This is a genomic window from Methylorubrum rhodesianum (genome assembly GCF_014199985.1).
Lineage (GTDB): Bacteria > Pseudomonadota > Alphaproteobacteria > Rhizobiales > Beijerinckiaceae > Methylobacterium > Methylobacterium rhodesianum.
Genome location: NZ_JACHOS010000004.1, coordinates 292,406 through 314,000, shown reverse-complemented (window position 1 = coordinate 314,000; position 21,595 = coordinate 292,406). Strand labels below are relative to the sequence as shown.

Below are 21,595 nucleotides of genomic sequence, written 5' to 3'. Positions count from 1 at the left end.
CCGAGATGTCGGGAGATCGACATGCGTTCTTCTCTTCTGCGCACCTTCACGATCCTGATCGGGCTCGCTGCGGCCCCTGCACTTGCGCAGGCGCCGAGCCCGGCCGCACCGTCCACCGCCACGAAGCCACCCGCGACCGCACCGGCCGCACCGCCTTCGGCCGCGCCCAAGGCCGACGCGAAAGCGGATGCGAAGGCCGACCTCATCGACATCAACTCGGCCAGCGCCGAGGAGCTGAGCCGGCTCAAGGGGATCGGCGAGGCCCGCTCGGCGGCCATCGTCAAGGGCCGCCCCTACCGCGGCAAGGACGAATTGGTCCGCAAGAAGATCCTGCCGGAATCAGTCTATGCCGGCATCAAGGATCAGATCATCGCCAAACAGAAATAGAGTTTCACGCCTCCGCGGGGCGGGGGCGGGCCTATCGGGACGGCGCGCGCGGTGCTACGCGCCGCCGGACCCCAGCTTCGAACACGCTCGATCAAGCCATGTCCGCCGCCCATCCCCGGATCCGACTCCATCACGGCGACCTGCCGCCCGATTTCGAACCCGGCGCGGCCATCGCCATCGATACCGAGACACTGGGGCTCAACCCGCACCGCGACCGGCTCTGCGTCGTGCAGGTCTCCCGCGGGGACGGCAGCGCCGATGTGGTCCAGATCCGGCCCGGTGATCCCGCGCCCGAGCACTTGGCGGCCATCCTCGCCGACCCGCAGGTGATCAAGATCTTCCACTTCGCCCGCTTCGATCTCGCCGTGCTGTTCAAGGCGTTCGGCGTGATGCCGGCGCCGGTCTACTGCACCAAGGTCGCCTCCAAGCTCGCACGCACCTACACGGACCGGCACGGCCTCAAGGACGTCGTGCGCGAACTCGTGGGCGTCGATCTCTCCAAGCAGCAGCAATCGTCCGACTGGGGCGCGGCCGCCTTGAGCCAGGCGCAGATCGACTATGCGGCCTCCGACGTGCTCTACCTGCACGCCGCCCGCGAGCGACTCGACGCGATGCTTGCCCGCGAGGGGCGAACGGCGATGGCGCAGGCCTGTTTCGACTTCCTGCCGACCCGGGCCAAGCTCGACTTGGCCGGCTGGCCGGAGGTCGACATCTTCGCTCACGCCTGAGTCGTGGCGGCTTCCTGAAGCGCGCCTGAGACCGGGGGCGAGAGTATCGCGGCCCGACGAGCGAGATGAGACCCGTTCCGGAGGCGGTGCCGGTCGGCAACGCCCGCGCGGAAGAGTGCCGAGACGCAGCGTTTCGCGCCGCTTTCGGTGCGGGGGCGCACGCGGGTGACGTTGATCATTCGTCGAAGACGAGGCCATAACTTCGCCACCGCACCGGGGCATCCGGCCGGCAGGGCGCGACCACGTTCGCGCCGACCCTTCAGGAACGCGATGCAGGCGGCCGACACCATCCAGACGGAGACGGATCTCCTCGCGCTCGCCGCGAACGAGAACGCGCGTCGCAGGCGGGCGCACGGGCGGGCACGCCGGCACAGCGCGCAGGTGCGCACGCTGCGCCGGGTCATTCCCGTCACGGCCGGCCTCGCCGTGCTCGGCCTCGCCGCCATCGTGCTGTGGAGCCCGCTCTCCGGCAGCATCCCCAACGTCTCCATCGGTCCGATCAGCGTGTCCGGCACCAAGGTGACGATGGAGAGCCCGCGTCTGTCCGGCTACCGCAAGGGCGAACGCGGCTACGAGGTGATCGCCGAGGCCGCGCAGCAGGACGTGCGCAAGCCCAGCATCATCGAGCTGCAGGCCATGAAGGGGCACGTCGCCACCGACGACAAGGGCGGCCGGGCCTATCTCCAGGCCCAGGGCGGCGTGTTCGACTCCACCCGCGAGTCGCTCAATCTCGAGAACGACATCCGCCTCTGGACCGACAAAGGCGAGGAAGTTCGCCTCTCGGTCGCCACCGTTGATTTCAAGACCGGCAGCCTGCGTTCCTCCAAGGCCGTCACCGTGACGGTGCCGTCGGGTTCCATCGTCGCCGACAGCCTCGACGTGGTCGAGAATGGCCGGGTCATCTCCTTCGTCGGCCGCGTCCACGCCGTGTTCCACGGTGAGGATGGCGAGACGGCGGGCGGTGCCAAGGTCGCCGCGCGGGCCGACGTCGAGCGCATCCACACCTCCGCGGCGGAACCCACGCGATGAAGCGGTGTCTCGGTCCAGCGCTCGCCGCCGGCCTCGCTCTCCTCCTCGCCCCGCTCCCGGGTCACTCCGTCGCCGCTGCACCGGCCAAGGATGTCGCGAAGGAGAAGTCCGCGCCGCTCGGCACCGTCGGCGGCGGCAAGGGGCCGATCAAGATCGATGCCGACCGGCTCGACGTGTTCGACAAGGAGAACAAGGCGATCTTCGCCGGCAATGTCGTGGCGGTGCAGGGCGAGAGCACGATCCGCTGCTCGGCCATGACGGTCCACTACAAGCGCGACAAGGACAAGGATCCGGGCAAGGACGCCGCGAAGGGTGATGGGAAGACCGAGGCCCAAGCGGCCGAGGACGCGAAGGCCAAGGCGGCGATGGGCGGCAGCGGCATCCGCAAGGTCGAGTGCGCCGGACCCGTCACCGTCGCGCAGAAGGACCAAGTTGCCACCGGCGACAACGCGGTGTTCGATCAAGAAGCCAAGCGCATCGTGCTGACCGGCAACGTCGTGCTCAGCCAGTGCCAGAACGTCACCCGCGGCTCGCGGCTCGTCTACGACATGGCGACCGGCCGGGCGAACATGGATCCGGTGGCCGGCGGTCGCGTCTCCGCGATGTTCGTGCCCGGCGAGGGGGGCGAGACCAAGGGTGGGCAGGCCGGCGGTCAGCCGAAGGGCTGCGCACAGCCGCCCGTGGCCGCCAAATCGGGTTCCAAGGCCGCCGAGAAGCCGGCCGCCGAGAGGCCGGCCGCCAAGACGCGGGCGCAGGCGAACTGACCGTGGCGGAAGCCGGGATGCCTGCGGGCGTGCCGCTGCGGGCGGTCGCCGAGCCGAGGCCGGCGGGCCGCGGTCGCAAAGGCTCGTGGCTCGGTCGCAAGTTCGGGCGCGGTGGATCCGCGCCGCAGGTGGCGCCCGACGCTGCCCTCGCCGAGGGCAGCGGTCCGGGCGTGCTGCACGTGCGAGGCCTTCGCAAGAGTTACGGGGCGCGCACCGTCGTCCACGAGGCGGGTCTCACCGTTCATAACGGCGAGGCGGTGGGATTGCTCGGCCCGAACGGCGCGGGCAAGACGACGATCTTCTACATGATCACCGGCCTCGTGCCGGCCGATCGCGGCTTCATCAGCCTCGACGGCATGGAGATCACGCACCTGCCGATGTACCAGCGCGCCCGGCTCGGCATCGGCTACCTGCCGCAGGAGGCCTCGATCTTCCGCGGGCTGTCGGTCGAGGACAACATCCGTGCCGTGCTGGAGGTGGCCGAGCCCGACCGCAAGGCCCGCGAGCGCAAGCTCGACTCGCTGCTGGAGGAGTTCGACATCGCACGCCTGCGCAAGTCGCCGTCGATCGCTCTGTCGGGCGGCGAGCGCCGCCGCTGCGAGATCGCCCGGGCGCTGGCCTCCTCGCCGACCTTCATGCTGCTCGACGAGCCCTTCGCCGGTATCGATCCCATCGCGGTCGGCGATATCCAGGATCTGGTGAAGCACCTGAAGCAGCGCGGCATCGGCGTGCTCATCACCGACCACAACGTCCGCGAGACGCTCGGCCTGATCGACCGCGCCTACATCGCCCATTCCGGCCGAATCCTCACCGAGGGCACGCCCGAGCAGATCGTGGCGAACGAGGATGCCCGCCGCCTCTATCTCGGCGAGGATTTCCGGCTCTGAGGCCGGCCGCCGGAACGACGGCGACCGCCAGGTGGCGTCGATCGCTCGCCCCCGAAATGAGGCGAGCAGGGTAACACCCCCTGAACCACGCGCGTCGATGGCCGGATCGAGCGTAAGGTCTTCTTGATCCTTGAAGTGCAATCCATCGGAAACCGCTCACGCCCTGCGTGTGCGTGCCGCAACCTGTCGGCGCGGTCAGGGTCTGTGGCAATGCTGCCCGCGCGGATGAAATTCAGGGTGCGGGCGCCAATCAGACTTTGACGGGCGGTCCGGATGGAGCTAGACCTAAACAAAGGAGAAGCAAAGAACGTGCCGAACGCGGCGCGGCTCGCGCCTGGGCTGCGATTTGTGAACGAATTCTGAGGGTTGGATGTCGCGATGAGTCTGCTGCAACGGCTCGAAATGCGCCAGGGGCAAGCCCTGGTGATGACGCCGCAACTGCTGCAGGCGATCAAGCTTCTACAGCTCTCCCAACTCGATCTCGCAGCGTACGTCGATGCCGAATTGGAGCGCAATCCGCTCCTGGAGCGCATCGAGGCCGAGGGTGCGCCCGAGCGCGAGGCATCGGAGGCGCCGGCCGACGGCGAGTATGACGGCGGCGACGGAGCGGAGCCCGAGTCGTGGCTCGCTTCCGACATGACGCCGAGCCGCAGCGAGATCGAGGGCGATCTCGATACGCGCCTCGACAACGTCTTCGCCGACGAGAATCCGGTACCGCGCGAGGCGGGCTCGGGCGACATGCTTTCCCTGACCCCGGCGCCCTACGGCAATACCGGGGGCAGCTTCGATGGCGAGCTCCCCGATTTCGAGTCGACGCTCACCGCCGAGACGTCCCTGCGCGAGCACCTCGCCGCGCAGCTCGACCTCGCGACGCAGAGCCCGTCTGACCGGCTGATCGGCAGCTTCCTCATCGATGCAGTGGACGATGCCGGTTACCTGCGCGAGGACATCGACGGCGTGGCCGAGCGGCTCGGTGCCTCGCTCGACGACGTCGCCCGCGTCCTGAAGCTCGTCCAGAGCTTCGATCCCCCGGGCGTGGCCGCGCGCGACCTCGCCGAGTGCCTCGCGATCCAGCTGCGCGAGCAGGATCGGTTCGATCCGGCGATGCAGGCGCTGGTCTCGCGCCTCGACCTCGTGGCCAAGCGCGATTTCCCGGCCCTGCGCCGTCTCTGCGGCGTGGACGACGAGGATCTCGTCGAGATGCTGGCCGAGATCCGGCGGCTCGATCCGAAACCCGGCCGCGCCTTCGGCGCGCATGCCGTCGAGGTGCTGATCCCGGATGTGTTCGTCCGCCCGGCGCCGGACGGTTCCTGGCTGGTGGAGCTGAATTCCGAGGCACTGCCGCGGGTGCTGGTCAACCAGACCTACTATGCCCGCGTTTCCAAGGGCGCCGTCGCGGACGGCGACAAGGCGTTCCTGTCGGAGTGCCTGCAGACCGCCAACTGGCTCACCCGCAGCCTGGAGCAGCGGGCCCGCACGATCCTCAAGGTCGCCACCGAGATCGTGCGCCAGCAGGACGCCTTCTTCCTGCACGGCGTCGCCCACCTGCGCCCGCTCAACCTGAAGACCGTCGCCGAGGCGATCGGCATGCACGAATCGACCGTCTCGCGGGTCACTTCCAACAAGTCGATCGGCACCAGCCGCGGCACCTTGGAGATGAAGTACTTCTTCACCGCGGCGATTCCCGGCGCCGCGGGCACGGCCGCCCATTCCTCGGAAGCCGTGCGTCACCGCATCAAGCAACTCGTGGATGCGGAAGCCTCGGATGTCCTGTCCGACGATGCGCTGGTGCAGCGCCTGCGCGACGAGGGCGTCGACATCGCCCGCCGCACCGTCGCGAAGTACCGCGAGTCGTTGCGCATTCCCTCGTCGATCGACCGCCGCCGGGCGAAAATGGCCTCCGCCGCCCGCTGACACCGGGCGCGGAGAGGCTACGCGAAAGCCTTGTGCCGGCTCGCCTTCGCGTTGACTTGACCCGTCCCCCTTTCTAACTCTCGAAGCCCTCGGGAGGAAAAGCGGAGACGTCGATGGCAGGTTTGCGGGTGACGGGGCATGGCCTCGATCTCGGTACGGCTCTGCGGGGCCGGGTCGAAGACCGCATGGCGGCGACGCTCTCGAAGTACCTCGATCCGCATATGAGCGGCACCTGCACCGGGCATGTGACGCTGCGGCGCGACGGCACCGCCTACCGCACCGACTGCGTGCTGCATCTCGTCACCGGCCTGACACTCGAAGCTTCGGGCGCCGCGCACGACGTGCATGCGAGTTTCGAGCAGACCGCCGACAAGCTCGAGAAGCGCCTGCGTCGCTACAAGCACAAGCTGAAGACGCACAGCGCACCGAGTCACAACGGGGCGGATATCGAGGCGGCCTACGCCGTCTTCGCCGCGCCGGACGATGAGGTCGACGACGAGCCGTTGGAGGCGGAGGAGGGCGACCATCCTCCGGTCGTGGCCGAGAGCACCCGCACGTTGAAGCGCCAGTCGGTCAGCGAGGCGGTCACCGCCCTCGACATGACCGGGGCTCCGGTCGTCGTCTTCGTTCACGCTGGCACCGGGCGCATCAACGTCGTATATCGGCGCAGTGACGGCGCGATCGGGTGGGTCGATCCTCCCGCCGACCGGGGTTGAGGCACGGCCCCGTTTCGGATCACCTCGGGCGGGGTCGCGAGCGTCCCTCACTAAGCTCCGGCAGCCCTCCCGCCGCCGGACGAGGGACGCCAGCGAGGCGCGTGAGCTGCTGTTTGCCGGAGCCACCCGCCCCGGGAGCGTGCATGGGAACGCGGGACCGCCGGATGGATCCCGCCGACGAGGCGTTTAGTTTTCATGCCGATGCTCGAATTCCTGAACCCGGACTCGGTCGTCTCTGCCTTGCGCGTGCGGGATAAGAAGCACGTGCTCCAGGAACTGGCCGTCCACGCCGCCCGCCGCCTGCCGGGCCTGTCCGACCGGGACATCTTCGAGACCCTGCTTCAGCGCGAGCGCCTCGGCTCCACCGGTATCGGCGACGGCGTCGCCATTCCCCACGGCAAACTGGCGCAGCTCGACCGCCTGTTCGGCCTCGTCGCCCGGCTGGAAAAGCCCGTGGATTTCGATGCCCTCGACGGCCAGCCGGTCGATGTCGCCTTCCTGCTGCTCGCTCCGGAGACGGCCGGTGCCGACCACCTCAAGGCCCTGGCCCAGGTCGCCCGGCTCCTGCGCGAGCCCGGCATGCTGGAACGGATCCGCAGCGCCCGCGATGCGACCGCGCTCTACGCTCTGCTGGCCAACGGCCCGACGACTCAGGCCGCCTGACCATGCTCGCATTCCCTTCGCGTACCGCCCTGGTTCTGGCGGTGCTCCTGGCTCCCGGCAGCCTGCACGCCCAGAGCGATGCGGCCTGTGCCCGCGACGTGCTGGTGGCCGGCTCAATGCAGCGGCAGGCGATCGAGCAGCTCGAGGGCGGCGGCGATGACGAGGCGAGCCTCTGCCGCGTCTGGCGCCGTCACGTCGAGACCATGCGCCGGATCGCGGGTGTCTACGGCCGCTGCCTGTCCGGTCCCGAGCGGACCGAGCGCCTGTCCCAGGTCCAGAGTTCGGAGAAGGAATTCGCGGGCCTCGTGCGCAGCCGCTGCCGCGGCCTGTAAAGCGAGCCGCTGTCGCCCGACGCGCTCACCGTATCGGCCGGCACGATCTTCTGCGCGACGCCGACGATCGGACGTTGTGCGAGCGGCCTAATAAGGCGAGCGCGGCTGTTCGCGCCGGGCAATTCGTGCATGATCGCCGCATCCGCCCGTGAGCCTCGTCCCGGGCCTCTCCGGTCCGGAAGCTGATCGAGCGTGCCTCCCTTTCCCTTTACCGCCATCGTTGCCCAGGAGGAGATGAAGCGGGCGCTGCTGATCGCGGCGGTCGATCCCTCCATCGGCGGCGTCCTGATCTTCGGGGACCGAGGCACCGGCAAGTCTACCGCCGTGCGGGCTCTGGCGGCGCTGCTGCCGAAGATCCGGGCGGTGGCGGGCTGCCCTTATTCCTGCTCGCCCGAAAGCCCGCCCGAAGCCTGTCCGCACTGTGCCGGGCAGAGGGGGCCAGGCAGGGATGGAAACAAGGTCAAGACCCACCTGATCCCGGTTCCGGTGGTCGATCTGCCCCTCGGTGCCACCGAGGACCGCGTCGTCGGCGCCCTCGACCTGGAGCGGGCCCTGATGCGGGGCGAGAAGGCCTTCGAGCCGGGCCTGCTGGCGCGCGCCAATCGCGGCTTCCTCTACATCGACGAGGCGAACCTTCTGGAGGACCATCTCGTCGACCTCCTGCTCGACGTGGCCGCCTCCGGCGTCAACACGGTGGAGCGCGAGGGCTTGTCGCTGCGCCACCCGGCGCGCTTCGTTCTCGTCGGCAGCGGCAATCCGGAGGAGGGGGAGTTGCGCCCGCAGCTCCTCGACCGGTTCGGCCTCGCCTGCGAGGTGACGACGCCCACCGAGATCGCGACCCGGATCGAGGTCGTGCGGCGGCGCGACGCCTACGAGCGCGACGGTGAGGCGTTCTGCGCCGCGCAAGGAAAGGTGGAGAAGGCGCTGCAAAAGACGATTCTGTCGGCCCGCGAGCGACTCGGCGACGTGAGCGTGCCCGACGCGGTTCTGGAGAATGCGGCCCGGCTCTGCGTCGCCCTCGGCACCGACGGCCTGCGCGGCGAACTCACGCTGATGCGCACGGCCCGTGCGCTCGCGGCCCTTGAGGGCGCGGACACTGTCACGCTCGCCCATCTGCGGCAGGTCGCGCCGAGCGCGCTGCGCCACCGCCTGCGCCGCAACCCGCTCGACGAGTCCGGCTCCACGGCGCGCGTGGCGCGGGCCGTGGAAGAGGTGTTGGGACCGGGCTGAGCCGAGCGCCTCAGTCGTCCTGATCGATGTCCTTGTCGAGGATCAGCTTCGACTCGACCGTGGTGTCCGCCTTGAGCCGGTAGACCAGCGGGATGCCCGTGGCGATCTCCAGGCTGGCGATGGTCTTGGTGGTCATGCCGTCGAGCACCATCACCAGCGCCCGCAGCGAGTTGCCGTGAGCCGCCACCAGCACCCGCTCGCCCGACATGACACGCGGCAGGATCGTCTGGATGTAGTAGGGCAGCACCCGCGCGGCGGTGTCCTTCAGGCTCTCGCCGCCGGGCGGAGGCACGTCGTAGGAGCGGCGCCACTCGTGGACCTGGGCATCGCCCCAGCGCTCGCGGGCATCGTCCTTGTTGAGGCCGGAGAGATCGCCGTAATCGCGCTCGTTGAGCGCCTCGTTGCGGATCGTCTCAAGGCCGCCCTGGCCCATCTCCTCGAGGATCAGCGCGCAGGTGTTCTGGGCGCGCCTCAGGTTCGAGGTGAAGGCCACGTCGAACTGCGTGCCCTGGGCCTTGAGCCAGCGTCCGGCCCGGCGTGCCTCGGCAACGCCGAGCTCCGTCAACTCCGGGTCGCGCCAGCCGGTGAACAGCTTCTTCAGGTTCCACTCGCTCTGGCCGTGCCGAGCGAGGACGAGCAGGCGCTCCATGGGACGGGTCTCTCCGGAGAAGGTCAAGGCGAGGCCGCCACGTCACGGGACCTCGCCAGCATGGGCCGGGCCTCTACCAGAGGCGGCGACACCTCCCAAGCCCAAGCCTGACGTTCCGCCGGAATCGTTATTCCGACGAAGGTCTAATCCCTCAGCCCCAGAACGTCGTCCATGCCGTAGAGGCCCGGGGCCTTGTCGAAGGCCCACTGCGCGGCCCGCACGGCGCCGCGGGCGAAGATTGCCCGGTCCTCGGCGTGGTGGGAGAGGGTGATCCGCTCGGAGGGACCGGCGAAGATCACGCTGTGATCGCCGACCACCGAGCCGCCGCGCAGAGTCGCGAAGCCGATATCGCCGGGCCGCCGCGCGCCGGTATGGCCATCGCGGGTCGAGACGCGGGTCTCGGCGAGAGTCACGCGCCGGCCCTCCGCCGCCGCCTCGCCGAGGAGCAGGGCCGTTCCCGAGGGCGCATCGACCTTCATGCGGTGGTGCATCTCCAGCACCTCAATGTCGAACTCTTCGCCCAGAGTCGCGGCGACCTTGCGCACGAGGCCTGCGAGCAGGTTGACGCCGAGCGACATGTTGCCCGAGCGCACGATGCGGGCATGGTAGCTGGCTGCCTCCAGCCGCTTCAGGTCGTCCTGCGACAGCCCCGTGGTGCCGACGATGTGGACGATCCGGGCCTGCGCCGCGAGTTCGGCGAAGGCGACCGTCGCCGCGGGCGCGGTGAAGTCCAGGACCCCGTCGGCGGCGACGAACAGGGACAGCGGATCGTCACTGACCGTGACGCCGAGATCACCGATTCCGGCCAAGCGTCCGGCGTCCTGGCCCAGGGCGGGTGATCCCGGACGCTCGACCGCGCCGTGCAGGGTGCAGCCCTGGGCCTCGGCCACCGCCCGGATCAGCATCCGCCCCATGCGCCCCTCGGCGCCGACAACGACGAGCTTCATGATGGTCGACTTTCCGCTTCGATGGATGTCCGGCCCTCACCGGGCCGCTTGTCGCCCGGAAGGCCACCCTCAACCGTCCCTCTAGACCCGTTGCGACGCGATCAGCGGCCCCAGGACGTCCGACACGCCGTTGACGGTGATCTGCGTGCCGACACACAGCAGCAGGAACGCCGAGAGCCGTCCGAGCACCCGCGCCCGCACCGGCCCGATCAGGGTCACGACCCGGTCCGCCGATCCGTAAGCGAGGCGGATCATACCGGCAATGGCCATGGCGGCCAGGGAGGCGCCGATGAAGAAGCCGGCGAGGTCGCCCGGTTCGGAGGGGCGGTTGGCGCCGAGCGCGATGGCGACCGCGATGGTGCCGGGTCCGGTGGTGAAGGGGAGGGTGAGCGGAAAGAAGGCGACTTCGGCGAGGTTCTCGCCGGCCTCCGGTTCCGCCTCGGCATGTTTGCGCGCCTCCCGCGTTTCAGGGGCGTTGAGCAGGGTCCAGGCGAAGGCCGCCACGAACAGGCCGCCGGCGATGCGGAGCGCTGCGAGCGACACGCCGAAGAAGTTGAGGATCGGAGCACCGGCCCAGAGGGCGGCGAGCATCACCAGGGCGGCGTAGAAGCCGATCCGGCGCGACAGCTCCGCCCGCTCCGCCTGCGAGCGTTCCGCAGTGATCTGCGCGAACATCAGCGCCGAGCCGACCGGATTCACGATGGAGAACAGTCCGGACAGCGCGAGCAGGAAGCTCGTCAGCACGGTCTCGAATCCGATGGATGCCAGCATGCGGGCCCGGCTCGGCAAAGCGTGAGAGGGTCGGGGGCTTTAGCCCGGCTGTCCCGCCGGCACCAGCACCCGCGCCGGCACGCGGCTCTCCAGGCGACGGACCTGCCGCACCGCGATCGGCCGGTAGAGCTGCTTGGTCGCGTCGACCACGTGGAGGCCGGCGAAGGGCATGGCGAGACCAGTGCCGAACCGCTCCCAAGCCGCGGCGGTGCGCAACCAGAAGCGGCTGCGAATCGGCGGCATGTACAGGGTCTCGGCCCAGCCCTCCGGCGAGAACAGCGTGTCGCGCATCAGCCGCGAGAGCTGCGAGCGGCTGTAGGGCTGGCCGTGCCCGAAGGGTGTCGCGTCGCGCCGCGCCCAGACGCCGGTGCGGTTGGGTACGACGAGGATCAGGCGCCCACCCGGTGTCAGCACGCGCCAGACGTCGGCCAAGAGTTCGCTCGGGCTCTCGACCGCTTCCAGCGCGTGAACGAGGATGACGCGATCGACCGCCGCCTCGGGCAGGGGCAGCATGGTGAGATCGGCCAGTGCGGTCACCGAACGGCCGCTGGAGGGCCAGTTCACCACCCCCTGCGTCGCCGGCATGAAGGCCAGCGTGCGCTCGGCGATGACGTGGACGGGGCCGAGATAGGGCGTGACGTAGCCGAGGCCGAGCACGCGCAGACCCGAGACCGAGCCGAGGAAGCCGTGAATGGCTCGGCCGACGACGCGGTGGGTGACGACGCCGAGCGGAGAGGCGTAGAAGGCGCGCAGGTCCGTGACGTCGAGGCGCATCGGATGGGGTGCCGGCACGGCCGGTTGTCCTCCACGAGACGGATGTCGCAAGGCTGATGCGGCATCAATGGGGATCGCGGGCCCGTCCGGCAAGCGGGGGCGGCGCGTGGGGGCGGAAAGCCGGTCCGGCAACTCCACCGCTGGGCCGCGCGCAAGCGTGGCGGTACTCCGGTTTCGGAACCGTGACGATCCTGCAACGGTTCCGCAGCCGGCGCGTCCCGCGCTCGGCTCGTCCTTGGCTTGTGCCACCGGTCCGGGCGAGAACGCCGGCCGAGAGAAGTCAGTTCTGGCGAAAGGGTCTTCGATGACGAGAGCGGCCCCCGAAATCCGCACCTTCCTGTGCCGGAGCGACAATATCGGCGTACTGATCCGCGATCCCGCGAGCGGCGCCTGCGCCGCCATCGACGTGCCGGAGGCTGGGCCGGTGCTCGCCGTCCTCGACGCGGAGGGTTGGCAGCTCACCGATATCCTCGTCACCCACCGCCACGCCGACCACATTGAGGGAATCCCGGAGGTGGTGGAGCGCACCGGCGCGCGGGTCACCGCGCCGGAGAAGGCCCGCTCGGCGGTGCCGGGTGCGGCCCGCTACGTCGGGGAGGGCGACACGGTGACGGTCGGCGGCCTCTCAGGACAGGTGTGGGAAACGCCGGGCCACTGCGCCGACCACGTCACCTATTACTTCGCCGATGCCGGCGTGGTGTTTGCGGGCGACACCCTGTTCACCCTCGGTTGTGGCCGGGTGATGGAGGCCGAGCCGGCGACGCTCTGGCGCTCCCTCGCCCGCTTCCTCGACCTGCCCGACGCGACGGCGGTCTATAGCGGCCACGATTATGTGCTCTCGAATGGTCGCTTCGCCCTTGCCGCCGATCCGGACAACGCCGACCTGAAGGAGCGCGTGGCCGAGGCCGGGCGGCTCGCCGAGACGGGCGGCTTCCTGATTCCCTCGACCATCGGCGAGGAGAAGGCCACCAACCCGTTCCTGCGCGTGGGCGAGCCGGTTCTCGCCCGCTCGGCCGGTCTGGAGCCGGGCTCCGATCCGTCGGCGGTGTTCACCGCGTTGCGGGCCTGGAAGAACCGGTTCTGAACGCCGGGCAGGGGGCGGGCGGCGGTCTCGCGGCCGATCCATTGACCGGACCGGCTGTGTTCGGCGAGACCTTGCCTTTGCCTCGGGGCCGTGTGATCGAAGCCCACGGTTTGCGCATCGCAACACGACCCGCTCGTCCGCGTATCCTCGGCGAAAGGCCGGTTCCCTTGCCCACCCTGTTTCGTTTCCTCGCCACGATCGCGATTCTCGCGGGTCTCGTCTTCGCCGGCATGTTCGCCTTGGCGACCTTCGTCCAGCCGACGCCGCGGGAGATGAGCGTCACGATTCCTCCCGCGAAGCTCCAGCCGGGCGGCCGATGAGCGCGGACGGTTCCGCGCCCTCGGGCGGGGCGGAGGATCCGGGCCAACTCTTTCTCGAAATGCTCGCCGCCGAGCGGGGCGCGGCAGCCAACACCCTGGCGGCCTACCGGCGCGATCTCGACGATTATCTCGGATATCTCGCGAACGGCGGGATCGATCCCGAGGAGGCGAATGCCGACCAAGTCCGCGCCTACATCGCCTCTCTCGAGCCTCGTGGGCTGAAGGCGTCCTCGGCCGCCCGGCGCCTCTCCTGCATTCGCGGCTTCCATCGCTTCCTCTATGCCGAAGGCTATGCCGAGACGGACCCGACCGCGCCGGTCGCCGCCCCGCGCCGCGCCAAGGGCCTGCCGAAGATCCTTTCGGTGGAGGAAGTCGACCGTCTGCTCGCGACGGCGCGCGAGCGGGTCGATGCGGCGGGCGACAACCGGTCGGAGGCCCGTGCCGCCTCCCGGATGCTCTGCCTGCTCGAACTGCTCTACGCCACGGGCCTGCGCGTCTCAGAACTGGTGGCGCTGCCGCGCTCGGCCGCCGCGACCCGCGAGCGCTACCTCGTGGTCAAGGGCAAGGGCGGACGCGAGCGCCTCGTGCCGCTGACCGATCTCGCGCGGGATGCGATGCGCGCCCATGTCGCGCTGCTGCCCGCCGACGGTCCCTGGCTGTTTCCGGCCGAGAGCGAGAGCGGCCATCTGACCCGTCAGGCCTTCGCCCGCGACCTCAAGCACGCCGCCGCAGCCGCCGGCCTTCGCACGGATCGGGTCAGCCCGCACGTTCTGCGCCACGCCTTCGCCAGCCACCTGCTCCAGAACGGCGCCGATCTGCGCGTCGTCCAGGAATTGCTGGGGCATGCCGACATCTCGACGACACAGATCTATACCCACGTCCTCGACGAACGGTTGAAGGGCATGGTGCGCGACCTCCATCCGCTGAACGATGCAGGCGATTACATCGAGGTCGGAACTGTTTCCTGAGAAGAACTGTATCGAATTATACCACATTGCCTAATTTCTGGCAGGTATGTGAGCGCGTTGCTGCCGAATTCGAAGGCGAATTCCTGTAATACCGTTGACATCGAGGTCGTAGTCTGACCCTCTGGGTTGGATCAGGACGGGGAGAGGAGGCGCAAAGGTTCGCTCGGCCGGACCTTTGCCAGAATATGATGCGCCTCGACCCTCCCACGCTTTTCATGATGACGGCCGCCGTCACCTTTACGGTCGGTGTGCTGTTCCTGCTGTCGTGGAGCCAGGCTCGCCGCGAGCGCGCCCTGGTGGTTTGGGGCATCGCGCATATCGTCGGGAGCGGCGCCTCGCTGCTGCTGTCCATGCGCGGTCAGATTCCCGACAGCTTGTCCATCGGCATCGCGAACGCGCTGATGATCGGTGCCTACGGTCTGATCTGGAGCGGCGTGCGGGCCTTCGAGCGCCGTCCGCCGCGACTCGACTGGGCTCTGGCCGGCGCGGTCATCTGGCTCGCCGCCTGTGCCGTTCCCGCCTTCTACGAGTCGCTTCCCGCCCGGGTCATCCTCGCCTCACTGAGCGCAGGTTTGTATTGCGGCGTCGGCGCGGTCACGATCTGGCAGGGCCGCGCCGAGTCGCTGGTGTCGCGCTATCCGGCCCTCGTCCTGCTCGCGACCTACGCCGCACTCTACGGACTCCGTGTGCCGCTGGCGGTCACGACGCCGCTCCCGGCATCCGTGGGGACCGCCTCGCCCTGGTTCGCCATCCTCTGCTTCACCGGAACGCTGTTCTCGGTGGCGATCGCCTTCACGTTCATGGCGCTGACCAAGGAGCGGGCCGAGCGCGAGCAGCGGCTGGCTGCCGAAACCGATGCCCTGACCGGGATCGCCAACCGCCGGGCCCTGGTCGCAGGGGCCGAGCAGCGCCTCGCGGTTGCACCCGCCGCGCTTCTGCTGTTCGATCTCGATCACTTCAAGATGATTAACGACCGCCACGGCCACAGTGTCGGCGATGCGGCTCTGGCCGCGTTCTGTCACATCGCGGCTCCGATGCTGCCGCCCGGAGCCTTGTTCGGACGAATGGGCGGTGAGGAGTTCGCCTGCCTGCTTCCGCGCTACGACGAACGGGCGGCGGCGCGCATCGGCGAGCGGATCCGAGCCGGCGTCGCCCGTTTCACCCACCCGGACTATCCGGATCTGGCGATGAGCGTGAGCGTCGGCGTCGCCGTCGAGAGCCAGATCGGCGGCAGCCTCGACTATCTGTTGCGCCGCGCCGACGACGCCCTCTATCGCGCCAAACGGTCCGGTCGGGACCGTGTGGTCACCTCGCAGGACTATCCGCTTCCCCTCGCCGACGAGCCCGCCGGTACCGCTCTGCATGCGGCCGCCGGGCGACGCCGGATGCGCCCGTCGTGAGCGCCTTCCACACCGATTGGGCCGCTGCCCTGAAATGCCCGCCGACGGCGCATCGACGGAACGCCCCTGACTGAGGCATCGTCGCGCCCCGGCAGAGGGCGGTCGAATCCGCTCCCGGGGAGCGGTGACGATGCGGCGGCTGGCTCGGGAAATCCTCTACGGTATCGCGTGCTGCGTTCTCCTCATCGGTCCGGCCCGGCCCGCCGAGCCGGTCGAGCCCCGGATCGAGGCGCTGCTCTCGCGCATGACGCTGGAAGAGAAGGCCGGTCAGCTCAACCTGATCTCGCACGAGCCGATCCTCGATCTCGACAGCCTCCGCCGCGGCGAGGTCGGGGCGGTCATCAACTTCAACAATGCCGGCCTCATCGCGCAGGCCGACCGGCTCGCGCGCTCGTCGCGGCTCGGGGTTCCGCTGCTCGTCGGCCTCGATATCGTCCACGGCTACCGCACCATCTTCCCCCTGCCGCTCGCTCTGGCCGCGAGTTTCGATGCCGGCCTCGTGCGCCGCGCCGCCGCCGCGCAGGCACGCGAATCCGTGGGCGTCGGCCTCAACTGGACGTTCTCGCCGATGGCGGACGTCGCTCGCGACCTGCGCTGGGGCCGGGTGGTCGAGGGGCTCGGCGAGGATCCGTGGCTGACGGGGCGGCTCGCCGCCGCGCAGGTCGAGGGTTTTCGCGACGGTGGCCTCGCGAGCACGCTCAAGCATTTCGCGGGCTACAGTGCGGTGCTGGGTGGACGCGATTACGACGCCACCTTCGTCGCGCCCACCGAACTGCACGACCTTCACCTGCCGCCGTTCCGGGACGGCATCCGTGCCGGTGCCGATGCGGTGATGACGGCGCTCACCGCGATGAACGGCCTGCCCGCCACCGCCGACCCGGCGTTGCTGGCGGGGCTGCTCCGCCGGCAAATGGGATTTTCCGGCCTCGTCGTGGCCGATTGGCAGGCGGTCGCGAGCCTGATGAAGCATGGCGTCGCCCGTGACGGGGCGGAGGCGGCACGCAAGGCGCTGCTGGCCGGTGTCGATATGGATATGACGAGCGGGCTCTTCCTGCGCCACCTGCCCGACGAGGTGCGGGCGGGGCGCATCTCCGAGACCGTGGTCGATGCCGCGGTGCGCCGGGTGCTGCGGCTGAAGTTCGGGCTCGGTCTGTTCGACCGCCCGGTGATCGATCCGGCCGGCGCCGAGGAGAAGCTGCTGCGGCCCGAGACACGGCGGCTCGCCCGTGAGGCGGCGCGGGCCAGTCTCGTTCTGCTGCAGAACCGCGAGGATCTGCTGCCGGTCGATCCGGCTCGCGTGCGCCGCATCGCCGTCATCGGTCCCTTCGCCGATTCCGCCTGGGATCAGGTCGGACCGCACGAGGGCGCCGGGCAGGAATGGGACGCGGTGACGGTCCTGGCGGGCCTGCGCGAGCGCGCCGCCGCGGCCGGCGTCGCAATCGACTTCGCACCGGGCTGCCCGCGGGTCTGCGACAGCCGCGCGGGGTTTCCCGAAGCCGTTGAGGCCGCGGAGAGGGCCGATCTCGTCGTCGCGGTGATGGGCGAGCCGCGGGATCGCTCGGGCGAGGGGTCGTCGAGCGCGACCCTCGCCTGGCCGGGCCTGCAGCACGACCTTCTCGCCGCGATCTCCAGGCCGGGCAAGCCGGTCGCGCTCGTCGTGGTCGGCGGACGCCCAACCGAACTCGGCGATGCACTGGAGCAGGCGCAGGCGGTGCTGATGGCGTGGCTTCCGGGCCTGGAGGGCGGACCGGCCATCGCCGAGACGCTGTTCGGCGACGCCAGCCCGTCGGGCAAGCTTCCGGTCTCCTGGCCGCGCAAGGTCGGTCAATTGCCGCTGACCTACGACGCGCTGCCCGGCGGGCGCCCGCATATCCCGAATTCGCGCTGGACCATGGGCTACGCCGACGAATCGCCGCTGCCGCTGTTCCCGTTCGGCTACGGCCTCTCCTATACCCGCTTCACCTACGGCGAGCCGGAGATCGTGAAGCCGCATGTCGGCGTCGGTGATCGCCATGAGGCGGTGCTGGATGTGCGCGCGGCCGTGACCAATCACGGCACGCGGCCGGGCCGGGCGGTCGCGCAACTCTACATCAGCCAGCCGGTCGCGGGCCGAAGCCGGCCCAGGCGCCTGCTGAAGGGGGTCGCGCTCCTCGATCTCGCCTCCGGCGAGACCGGCACCGCGAGCTTCCGCGTCCCTGCGCGCGAGCTCGGCTACCACGAGCCGGACGGGACGCTGGTCGTGGAGGCCGGCGTCTACCTCGCCCATGTCGGCGGCGATTCCGTTGCCACCCGCAGCGCCGGCTTCACCGTCGAGACCGGCTGGCGCGGCTCGCCGGGCAGCGATGAGGCACGGCGCTGATTCCGCGTCAGCCGAACGTCTTCCTCGGATCGAACGCATCGCGCACGGCTTCGCCCGCGAAGACGAGGAGACTCAGCATCGTCGCCACCACGAAGAAGCCGGTGAGCCCGAGCCAGGGGGCGTTGATGTTGTCCTTGCCCTGCGCCAGCAGCTCGCCGAGCGAGGGTGAGCCCGGCGGCAGGCCGAAGCCGAGATAGTCGAGGGAGGTCAGGGTCGTCACCGAGCCGTTCAGGATGAACGGCAGGAAGGTCAGCGTCGCCACCATGGCGTTGGGCAGGAGGTGGCGCGTCATGATGCGCACGTTCGACAGGCCGAGCGCGCGGGCCGCCCGCACGTACTCGAAGTTGCGTGCGCGCAGGAATTCCGCGCGCACCACGCCGACCAAAGCCGTCCACGAGAACAACGTCAGGATGCCGAGCAGGGTGAAGAAGCTCGGCACGAGGAAGGCCGACATGATGATGATGAGGTAGAGCGTCGGAATCGCGCCCCAGATCTCGATGACCCGCTGGAAGATCAGGTCGGTCCAGCCGCCGAAATAGCCCTGGACCGCGCCCGCGATCACGCCGATGACCGACGAGATGCCGGCGAGCACGAGGCCGAACAGGATCGAGATGCGGAAGCCGTAAATGACGCGCGCCAGCACGTCCCGGGTCGCGTTATCGGTGCCGAGCCAGTGCCACTCGATGTCGCGGCAGCCAAGTTCGCGCCCCTCGGCCTTCACCCCCGCCCGTTCGGCCACGGGGCGGCACTGTTCATCGCTGAGCATCCAGGTCGGCGGCGAGGGCGCAGGGGTCGGCAGATCCCGCATGTAGGTGTTGTCGGCGTAGGGGATCGGCGGCCAGAGTGCCCAGCCGTTCTCCTCGATCTCCTTGCGCGTCTCGGGGGCGCGGTAGTCGGTCTGGGCGAGGAAGCCGCCGAACTTCTCGTCCGGATAATCGATCAGGACGGGGAACAGCCACTCGCCCTTGTACTGCATCACGATCGGTCGATCGTTGGCGATGAGCTCGGCAAAGAGGCTGAGTACGAACAGGACGGTGAAGATCACCGCCGACCAGTAGCCGCGCCGGTTGGCCCGGAAGTTCGCCAGGCGCCGACGGTTGAGCGGCGAGAGACCGCGGCGGGTGGCAGTCGGCAGGACTTGCATCTGCGGCGCGTTGCCCGGCGCGGTGACGGGCACCGCATCGGGTTCGGGTCGCAGGTGCTCGTTCATCGGCTCCAACCCTCACGCTCGGGCGGCCGATGCCGGCTCAGTCGAGCCGGACTGCGGTGCCCTCGATCTCGCTCGGCCGCAAGCTGCCCTTGCGCTCGAGATGGCGGCGCAGCAGGCGCACGTTGCGACGGTTGGCCTTGAAGGCCGCGTCGAGCAGGTCGCCGGCCAGCGGCACCGAGCCCACCGCGCCGTCGAGGGCGACGTTGGCCATCATGCGCCAGACCAGCCAGCGCGGCGCGCCGAGCCGTTTCGCCTCGTAGACGATGTACGAGGCGATCGCCATGCCCGCGATGTCGCCGAGCACGGGGACGAGGCCGATCACCGCGTCGAGGCCGACGCGGCGGTTGATGCCCGGCAGGAGAAAGGCCGAGTCCATCAGATGAGCAAGCTGCTCCAGGCGCTGGAGGCTCGCCTCCGTGCTGGTGTCGGTGAAGCGGCGCAGCTGCGCCGCCCCGGCGGGCTCGCGATAGGCCATGCTGGGGGTATGGGCGGAGGTGGTCATGGCAGAGGATGTGGCCCCGCCCCGAGCGTTGCACAAGGAAGCGCGCCCGCTCACCCCGCGCGAAACAATTCCGCCAGCCGCTCGACCGCCGCATCGAGGGTGGCGTCCGTCTTCGCGAAGCAGAAGCGAACGAGGTGTCGCACGTTTCCCTGGGCGTAGAAGGCACTGACGGGAATGGCGGCCACGCCGTGCTCCCTCACGATCCGCTCGCAGAAGGTGACGTCGTCATCGGCAAGCCCGGCGACATCGACCGTGAGGAAATAGGTGCCGGCACTCGGCAGCACCGTGAAGCCAATCCGCGACAGGCCCGCCGCCAGCCGGTCGCGGGAACGGGCGAGGTCGGCACGCATGCCCTCGAAATAGGCGTCGTCCTTGGAGAGCCCGTAGGCGACGGCCTCCTGGAGGTTCGGCGGCGTGGTGAAGGTGAGGAACTGGTGCGCCCGCGACAGGACGCGCATCAGCGGCTGGGCTGCCATGACGAAGCCGACCTTCCAGCCGGTGAGGCTGAAGATCTTGCCGGCCGAGCCGATCTTCACCGTCCGCTCCCGCATGCCGGGGAGCGCCATCAGCGGCAGGTGGCGCCGTTCGTCGAAGATCACGTGCTCCCAGACCTCGTCGCAGACCGCCACCGCGTCGAAGCGGCGGCAGAAACCGGCGAGCAGGCCGAGGTCGTCCGATCCGAAGACCGTGGCGCTCGGGTTGAGCGGGTTGTTGAGGAGCACGACGCGGGTGCGCTCGGAAAAAACTTCGGCGAGCGCCGCCGCCTCGATCCGGAAATGCGGCGGCTGGAGCGTGACGAAACGCGGCACACCGCCCGTGCGCCGCACCAGGGGCAGGTAGGCGTCGTACATCGGCTCGAACAGCACGACCTCGTCGCCCGGCCGCACCAGCGCCATCAGTGCTCCGGCCAGCGCCTCCGTCGCCCCCGAAGTCACCATCACCTCGCGCTCGGGGTCGAGGTCGAGACCCTGATGGTGCCAGTAATGCGCGGCGATGGCGCTGCGCAGGGACGGCAGCCCCATCATCGGCGGATACTGGTTGCTCACGCTCTCCAGCGCCCGCGCGGCGGCAGCGCGCACGTCGTCGGGCCCCTGTCCATCGGGAAAGCCCTGGCCGAGATTGATCGCGCTGTGCTGCCGCGCCAGCCGCGACATCGCTTCGAACACCGTTTCCGGCAGCTCGGCAAAGACGGGATGAGCGGTGTGGGCGGGGATGCGATTCGCGGCGGGATCCATGGCGATGTCTTCGCAGAGCCGGTGCTTCGCTCCAAGCGTCCTCCCGCAAGCAGGGAGCGGAGAGGAAACTTGCGTGCGACTGGTCGCTCCACGCTCGAAGACAAGGGTGTCTTGCGGAACCTTTGCGGAACACTTCGCATCTCAGTCGATGCGACGTGCGATCACGCACACCGGTCTGCAGATGGCCCGCCAAATCCGGCTTTTGCGACGCGGCGAAGGGGTGACGAATGTTGACGATCATCAGTCGTAAGCGCATGTTCACCCCACGGTCGGACCGGCCGCCGCGCTGAAGGGACTTCGCCCCCTCGTCTCTTGGGTGTGGCAGGCCGGTCCGGTCGTCCTCATGAAAAGGCCGCCGCTCGACACGGCGGCTTTTTTCATGTCCGGTCGGGCCGCGCGCCTCGCGCTGCTTCGGTCTCTCGCCATCGGCGGAACATGCGTCTGGGAACCTGTCTGCTGCTGGCCGCCCTTTCCGCCGGCCTTGGGCTCGGCCTGCGTCTCGTTCTGCCGGTGACGCCTGTTGACGCATCGTTTCGCGACGTGATGCGCCTCTATCAGTCGCAGGGCGAGCCGGGGCGCAGCAACATGCCGGAAACGTCGGCGCCGTAGGAACACCGCATTGCCAGGCGACGCTCGCCGGCCGTACCGAGGCGGGACCTATCGGGTGCCCGGTCTCGACGGGATCGGACCTCCGGCCATCTGACGCGTTCCTGCGGACCGGCCCGG

The 21,595-nt window shown here is 69.5% G+C and carries 23 protein-coding genes; 16 read left to right on the top strand and 7 right to left on the bottom strand.

Going from position 1 to position 21,595, the window contains the following annotated elements:
• Positions 1-21: 21 nt before the first annotated feature.
• The 10 genes from HNR01_RS08075 (at position 22) to bchI (ending at position 8,650) form a co-directional block, all read left to right on the top strand.
• Positions 22-387, top strand: a complete 366-nt coding sequence (locus HNR01_RS08075) for a ComEA family DNA-binding protein (protein ID WP_017485768.1) — start codon at positions 22-24, stop codon at positions 385-387.
• A gap of 98 nt (positions 388-485) precedes the next feature.
• Complete coding sequence (locus HNR01_RS08070; RefSeq protein WP_183667309.1) at positions 486-1,115, top strand: ribonuclease D; 630 nt, start codon at positions 486-488, stop codon at positions 1,113-1,115.
• A gap of 270 nt (positions 1,116-1,385) precedes the next feature.
• Positions 1,386-2,144, top strand: a complete 759-nt coding sequence (locus tag HNR01_RS08065) for a hypothetical protein (protein WP_017485770.1) — start codon at positions 1,386-1,388, stop codon at positions 2,142-2,144.
• Positions 2,141-2,908: an LptA/OstA family protein gene (locus tag HNR01_RS08060; RefSeq protein ID WP_183667308.1), complete on the top strand. Its 768-nt coding sequence runs from the start codon at positions 2,141-2,143 to the stop codon at positions 2,906-2,908. Before HNR01_RS08065 ends, HNR01_RS08060 begins: the two co-directional genes overlap by 4 nt.
• Positions 2,909-2,925: 17 nt before the next feature.
• Positions 2,926-3,795, top strand: a complete 870-nt coding sequence (gene lptB, locus HNR01_RS08055; RefSeq protein ID WP_183667307.1) for an LPS export ABC transporter ATP-binding protein — start codon at positions 2,926-2,928, stop codon at positions 3,793-3,795.
• 378 nt (positions 3,796-4,173) lie between these two features.
• The gene (gene rpoN, locus HNR01_RS08050; RefSeq protein WP_183667306.1) at positions 4,174-5,709 is read left to right on the top strand and encodes an RNA polymerase factor sigma-54; all 1,536 of its coding nucleotides are present in this window, start codon (positions 4,174-4,176) and stop codon (positions 5,707-5,709) included.
• Between the two features lie 113 nt (positions 5,710-5,822).
• Positions 5,823-6,425, top strand: a complete 603-nt coding sequence (gene hpf / locus HNR01_RS08045; protein WP_026105716.1) for a ribosome hibernation-promoting factor, HPF/YfiA family — start codon at positions 5,823-5,825, stop codon at positions 6,423-6,425.
• A 195-nt stretch (positions 6,426-6,620) separates the two neighbouring features.
• A complete protein-coding gene (ptsN, locus tag HNR01_RS08040; protein ID WP_017485775.1) occupies positions 6,621-7,088 on the top strand; it encodes a PTS IIA-like nitrogen regulatory protein PtsN in 468 nt (155 codons plus the stop codon).
• 2 nt (positions 7,089-7,090) lie between these two features.
• A complete protein-coding gene (locus HNR01_RS08035; RefSeq protein ID WP_017485776.1) occupies positions 7,091-7,420 on the top strand; it encodes a hypothetical protein in 330 nt (109 codons plus the stop codon).
• Positions 7,421-7,612: 192 nt separating this feature from the next.
• Positions 7,613-8,650 carry a magnesium chelatase ATPase subunit I gene (gene bchI, locus HNR01_RS08030; RefSeq protein ID WP_183667305.1) on the top strand — a complete coding sequence of 346 codons (1,038 nt, stop codon included), beginning with the start codon at positions 7,613-7,615 and terminating at the stop codon, positions 8,648-8,650.
• Between the two features lie 10 nt (positions 8,651-8,660).
• Here the strand turns inward: bchI and HNR01_RS08025 are convergent, their stop codons facing one another.
• From HNR01_RS08025 to HNR01_RS08010, 4 genes are all read right to left on the bottom strand, one after another.
• Positions 8,661-9,299 carry a 2,3-bisphosphoglycerate-dependent phosphoglycerate mutase gene (locus tag HNR01_RS08025; RefSeq protein WP_017485778.1) on the bottom strand — a complete coding sequence of 213 codons (639 nt, stop codon included), beginning with the start codon at positions 9,297-9,299 and terminating at the stop codon, positions 8,661-8,663.
• A gap of 143 nt (positions 9,300-9,442) precedes the next feature.
• Positions 9,443-10,246 carry a 4-hydroxy-tetrahydrodipicolinate reductase gene (dapB, locus tag HNR01_RS08020; RefSeq protein WP_183667304.1) on the bottom strand — a complete coding sequence of 268 codons (804 nt, stop codon included), beginning with the start codon at positions 10,244-10,246 and terminating at the stop codon, positions 9,443-9,445.
• Positions 10,247-10,327: 81 nt separating this feature from the next.
• A complete protein-coding gene (locus HNR01_RS08015; RefSeq protein ID WP_017485780.1) occupies positions 10,328-11,017 on the bottom strand; it encodes a MarC family protein in 690 nt (229 codons plus the stop codon).
• A gap of 39 nt (positions 11,018-11,056) precedes the next feature.
• Complete coding sequence (locus HNR01_RS08010) at positions 11,057-11,791, bottom strand: class I SAM-dependent methyltransferase (RefSeq protein WP_017485781.1); 735 nt, start codon at positions 11,789-11,791, stop codon at positions 11,057-11,059.
• A gap of 304 nt (positions 11,792-12,095) precedes the next feature.
• Here HNR01_RS08010 and gloB point away from each other — a divergent pair, with 304 nt between their 5' ends.
• From gloB to HNR01_RS07985, 5 genes are all read left to right on the top strand, one after another.
• Positions 12,096-12,875 (top strand): hydroxyacylglutathione hydrolase, encoded by a 780-nt coding sequence (gene gloB / locus HNR01_RS08005; protein ID WP_153875761.1) that lies wholly within the window; start codon positions 12,096-12,098, stop codon positions 12,873-12,875.
• Positions 12,876-13,042: 167 nt separating this feature from the next.
• The gene (locus HNR01_RS08000; RefSeq protein ID WP_017485783.1) at positions 13,043-13,195 is read left to right on the top strand and encodes a hypothetical protein; all 153 of its coding nucleotides are present in this window, start codon (positions 13,043-13,045) and stop codon (positions 13,193-13,195) included.
• Positions 13,192-14,163, top strand: coding sequence for a site-specific tyrosine recombinase XerD (locus HNR01_RS07995; protein WP_017485784.1), 972 nt, complete (start codon positions 13,192-13,194; stop codon positions 14,161-14,163). Before HNR01_RS08000 ends, HNR01_RS07995 begins: the two co-directional genes overlap by 4 nt.
• Positions 14,164-14,351: 188 nt before the next feature.
• On the top strand, positions 14,352-15,563 hold the full coding sequence (locus HNR01_RS07990; protein ID WP_183667347.1) for a GGDEF domain-containing protein: 1,212 nt from the start codon (positions 14,352-14,354) through the stop codon (positions 15,561-15,563).
• Between the two features lie 130 nt (positions 15,564-15,693).
• On the top strand, positions 15,694-17,922 hold the full coding sequence (locus tag HNR01_RS07985) for a glycoside hydrolase family 3 N-terminal domain-containing protein (protein WP_183667303.1): 2,229 nt from the start codon (positions 15,694-15,696) through the stop codon (positions 17,920-17,922).
• A 7-nt stretch (positions 17,923-17,929) separates the two neighbouring features.
• On the opposite strand, the gene HNR01_RS07980 is transcribed toward HNR01_RS07985, so the two are convergent.
• From HNR01_RS07980 to HNR01_RS07970, 3 genes are all read right to left on the bottom strand, one after another.
• Positions 17,930-19,132 carry an ABC transporter permease gene (locus HNR01_RS07980; RefSeq protein WP_183667302.1) on the bottom strand — a complete coding sequence of 401 codons (1,203 nt, stop codon included), beginning with the start codon at positions 19,130-19,132 and terminating at the stop codon, positions 17,930-17,932.
• Between the two features lie 37 nt (positions 19,133-19,169).
• Positions 19,170-19,607 (bottom strand): DUF4112 domain-containing protein, encoded by a 438-nt coding sequence (locus HNR01_RS07975; RefSeq protein ID WP_017485788.1) that lies wholly within the window; start codon positions 19,605-19,607, stop codon positions 19,170-19,172.
• A gap of 77 nt (positions 19,608-19,684) precedes the next feature.
• Complete coding sequence (locus HNR01_RS07970; protein ID WP_183667301.1) at positions 19,685-20,869, bottom strand: aminotransferase; 1,185 nt, start codon at positions 20,867-20,869, stop codon at positions 19,685-19,687.
• A 435-nt stretch (positions 20,870-21,304) separates the two neighbouring features.
• Here HNR01_RS07970 and HNR01_RS07965 point away from each other — a divergent pair, with 435 nt between their 5' ends.
• Positions 21,305-21,478, top strand: a complete 174-nt coding sequence (locus HNR01_RS07965) for a hypothetical protein (RefSeq protein ID WP_017485790.1) — start codon at positions 21,305-21,307, stop codon at positions 21,476-21,478.
• Positions 21,479-21,595: the final 117 nt, after the last annotated feature.

Coding starts and splice junctions, on each gene's coding strand:
- HNR01_RS08075 (WP_017485768.1), top strand. CDS start 22: ATGCGTTCTTCTCTTCTGCGCACCTTCACGATCCTGATCGGGCTCGCT.
- HNR01_RS08070 (WP_183667309.1), top strand. CDS start 486: ATGTCCGCCGCCCATCCCCGGATCCGACTCCATCACGGCGACCTGCCG.
- HNR01_RS08065 (WP_017485770.1), top strand. CDS start 1,386: ATGCAGGCGGCCGACACCATCCAGACGGAGACGGATCTCCTCGCGCTC.
- HNR01_RS08060 (WP_183667308.1), top strand. CDS start 2,141: ATGAAGCGGTGTCTCGGTCCAGCGCTCGCCGCCGGCCTCGCTCTCCTC.
- lptB (WP_183667307.1), top strand. CDS start 2,926: ATGCCTGCGGGCGTGCCGCTGCGGGCGGTCGCCGAGCCGAGGCCGGCG.
- rpoN (WP_183667306.1), top strand. CDS start 4,174: ATGAGTCTGCTGCAACGGCTCGAAATGCGCCAGGGGCAAGCCCTGGTG.
- hpf (WP_026105716.1), top strand. CDS start 5,823: ATGGCAGGTTTGCGGGTGACGGGGCATGGCCTCGATCTCGGTACGGCT.
- ptsN (WP_017485775.1), top strand. CDS start 6,621: ATGCCGATGCTCGAATTCCTGAACCCGGACTCGGTCGTCTCTGCCTTG.
- HNR01_RS08035 (WP_017485776.1), top strand. CDS start 7,091: ATGCTCGCATTCCCTTCGCGTACCGCCCTGGTTCTGGCGGTGCTCCTG.
- HNR01_RS08025 (WP_017485778.1), bottom strand. CDS start 9,299: ATGGAGCGCCTGCTCGTCCTCGCTCGGCACGGCCAGAGCGAGTGGAAC.
- dapB (WP_183667304.1), bottom strand. CDS start 10,246: ATGAAGCTCGTCGTTGTCGGCGCCGAGGGGCGCATGGGGCGGATGCTG.
- HNR01_RS08015 (WP_017485780.1), bottom strand. CDS start 11,017: ATGCTGGCATCCATCGGATTCGAGACCGTGCTGACGAGCTTCCTGCTC.
- HNR01_RS08010 (WP_017485781.1), bottom strand. CDS start 11,791: ATGCGCCTCGACGTCACGGACCTGCGCGCCTTCTACGCCTCTCCGCTC.
- gloB (WP_153875761.1), top strand. CDS start 12,096: ATGACGAGAGCGGCCCCCGAAATCCGCACCTTCCTGTGCCGGAGCGAC.
- HNR01_RS07995 (WP_017485784.1), top strand. CDS start 13,192: ATGAGCGCGGACGGTTCCGCGCCCTCGGGCGGGGCGGAGGATCCGGGC.
- HNR01_RS07990 (WP_183667347.1), top strand. CDS start 14,352: ATGCGCCTCGACCCTCCCACGCTTTTCATGATGACGGCCGCCGTCACC.
- HNR01_RS07985 (WP_183667303.1), top strand. CDS start 15,694: ATGCGGCGGCTGGCTCGGGAAATCCTCTACGGTATCGCGTGCTGCGTT.
- HNR01_RS07980 (WP_183667302.1), bottom strand. CDS start 19,132: ATGAACGAGCACCTGCGACCCGAACCCGATGCGGTGCCCGTCACCGCG.
- HNR01_RS07975 (WP_017485788.1), bottom strand. CDS start 19,607: ATGGCCTATCGCGAGCCCGCCGGGGCGGCGCAGCTGCGCCGCTTCACC.
- HNR01_RS07970 (WP_183667301.1), bottom strand. CDS start 20,869: ATGGATCCCGCCGCGAATCGCATCCCCGCCCACACCGCTCATCCCGTC.
- HNR01_RS07965 (WP_017485790.1), top strand. CDS start 21,305: ATGCGTCTGGGAACCTGTCTGCTGCTGGCCGCCCTTTCCGCCGGCCTT.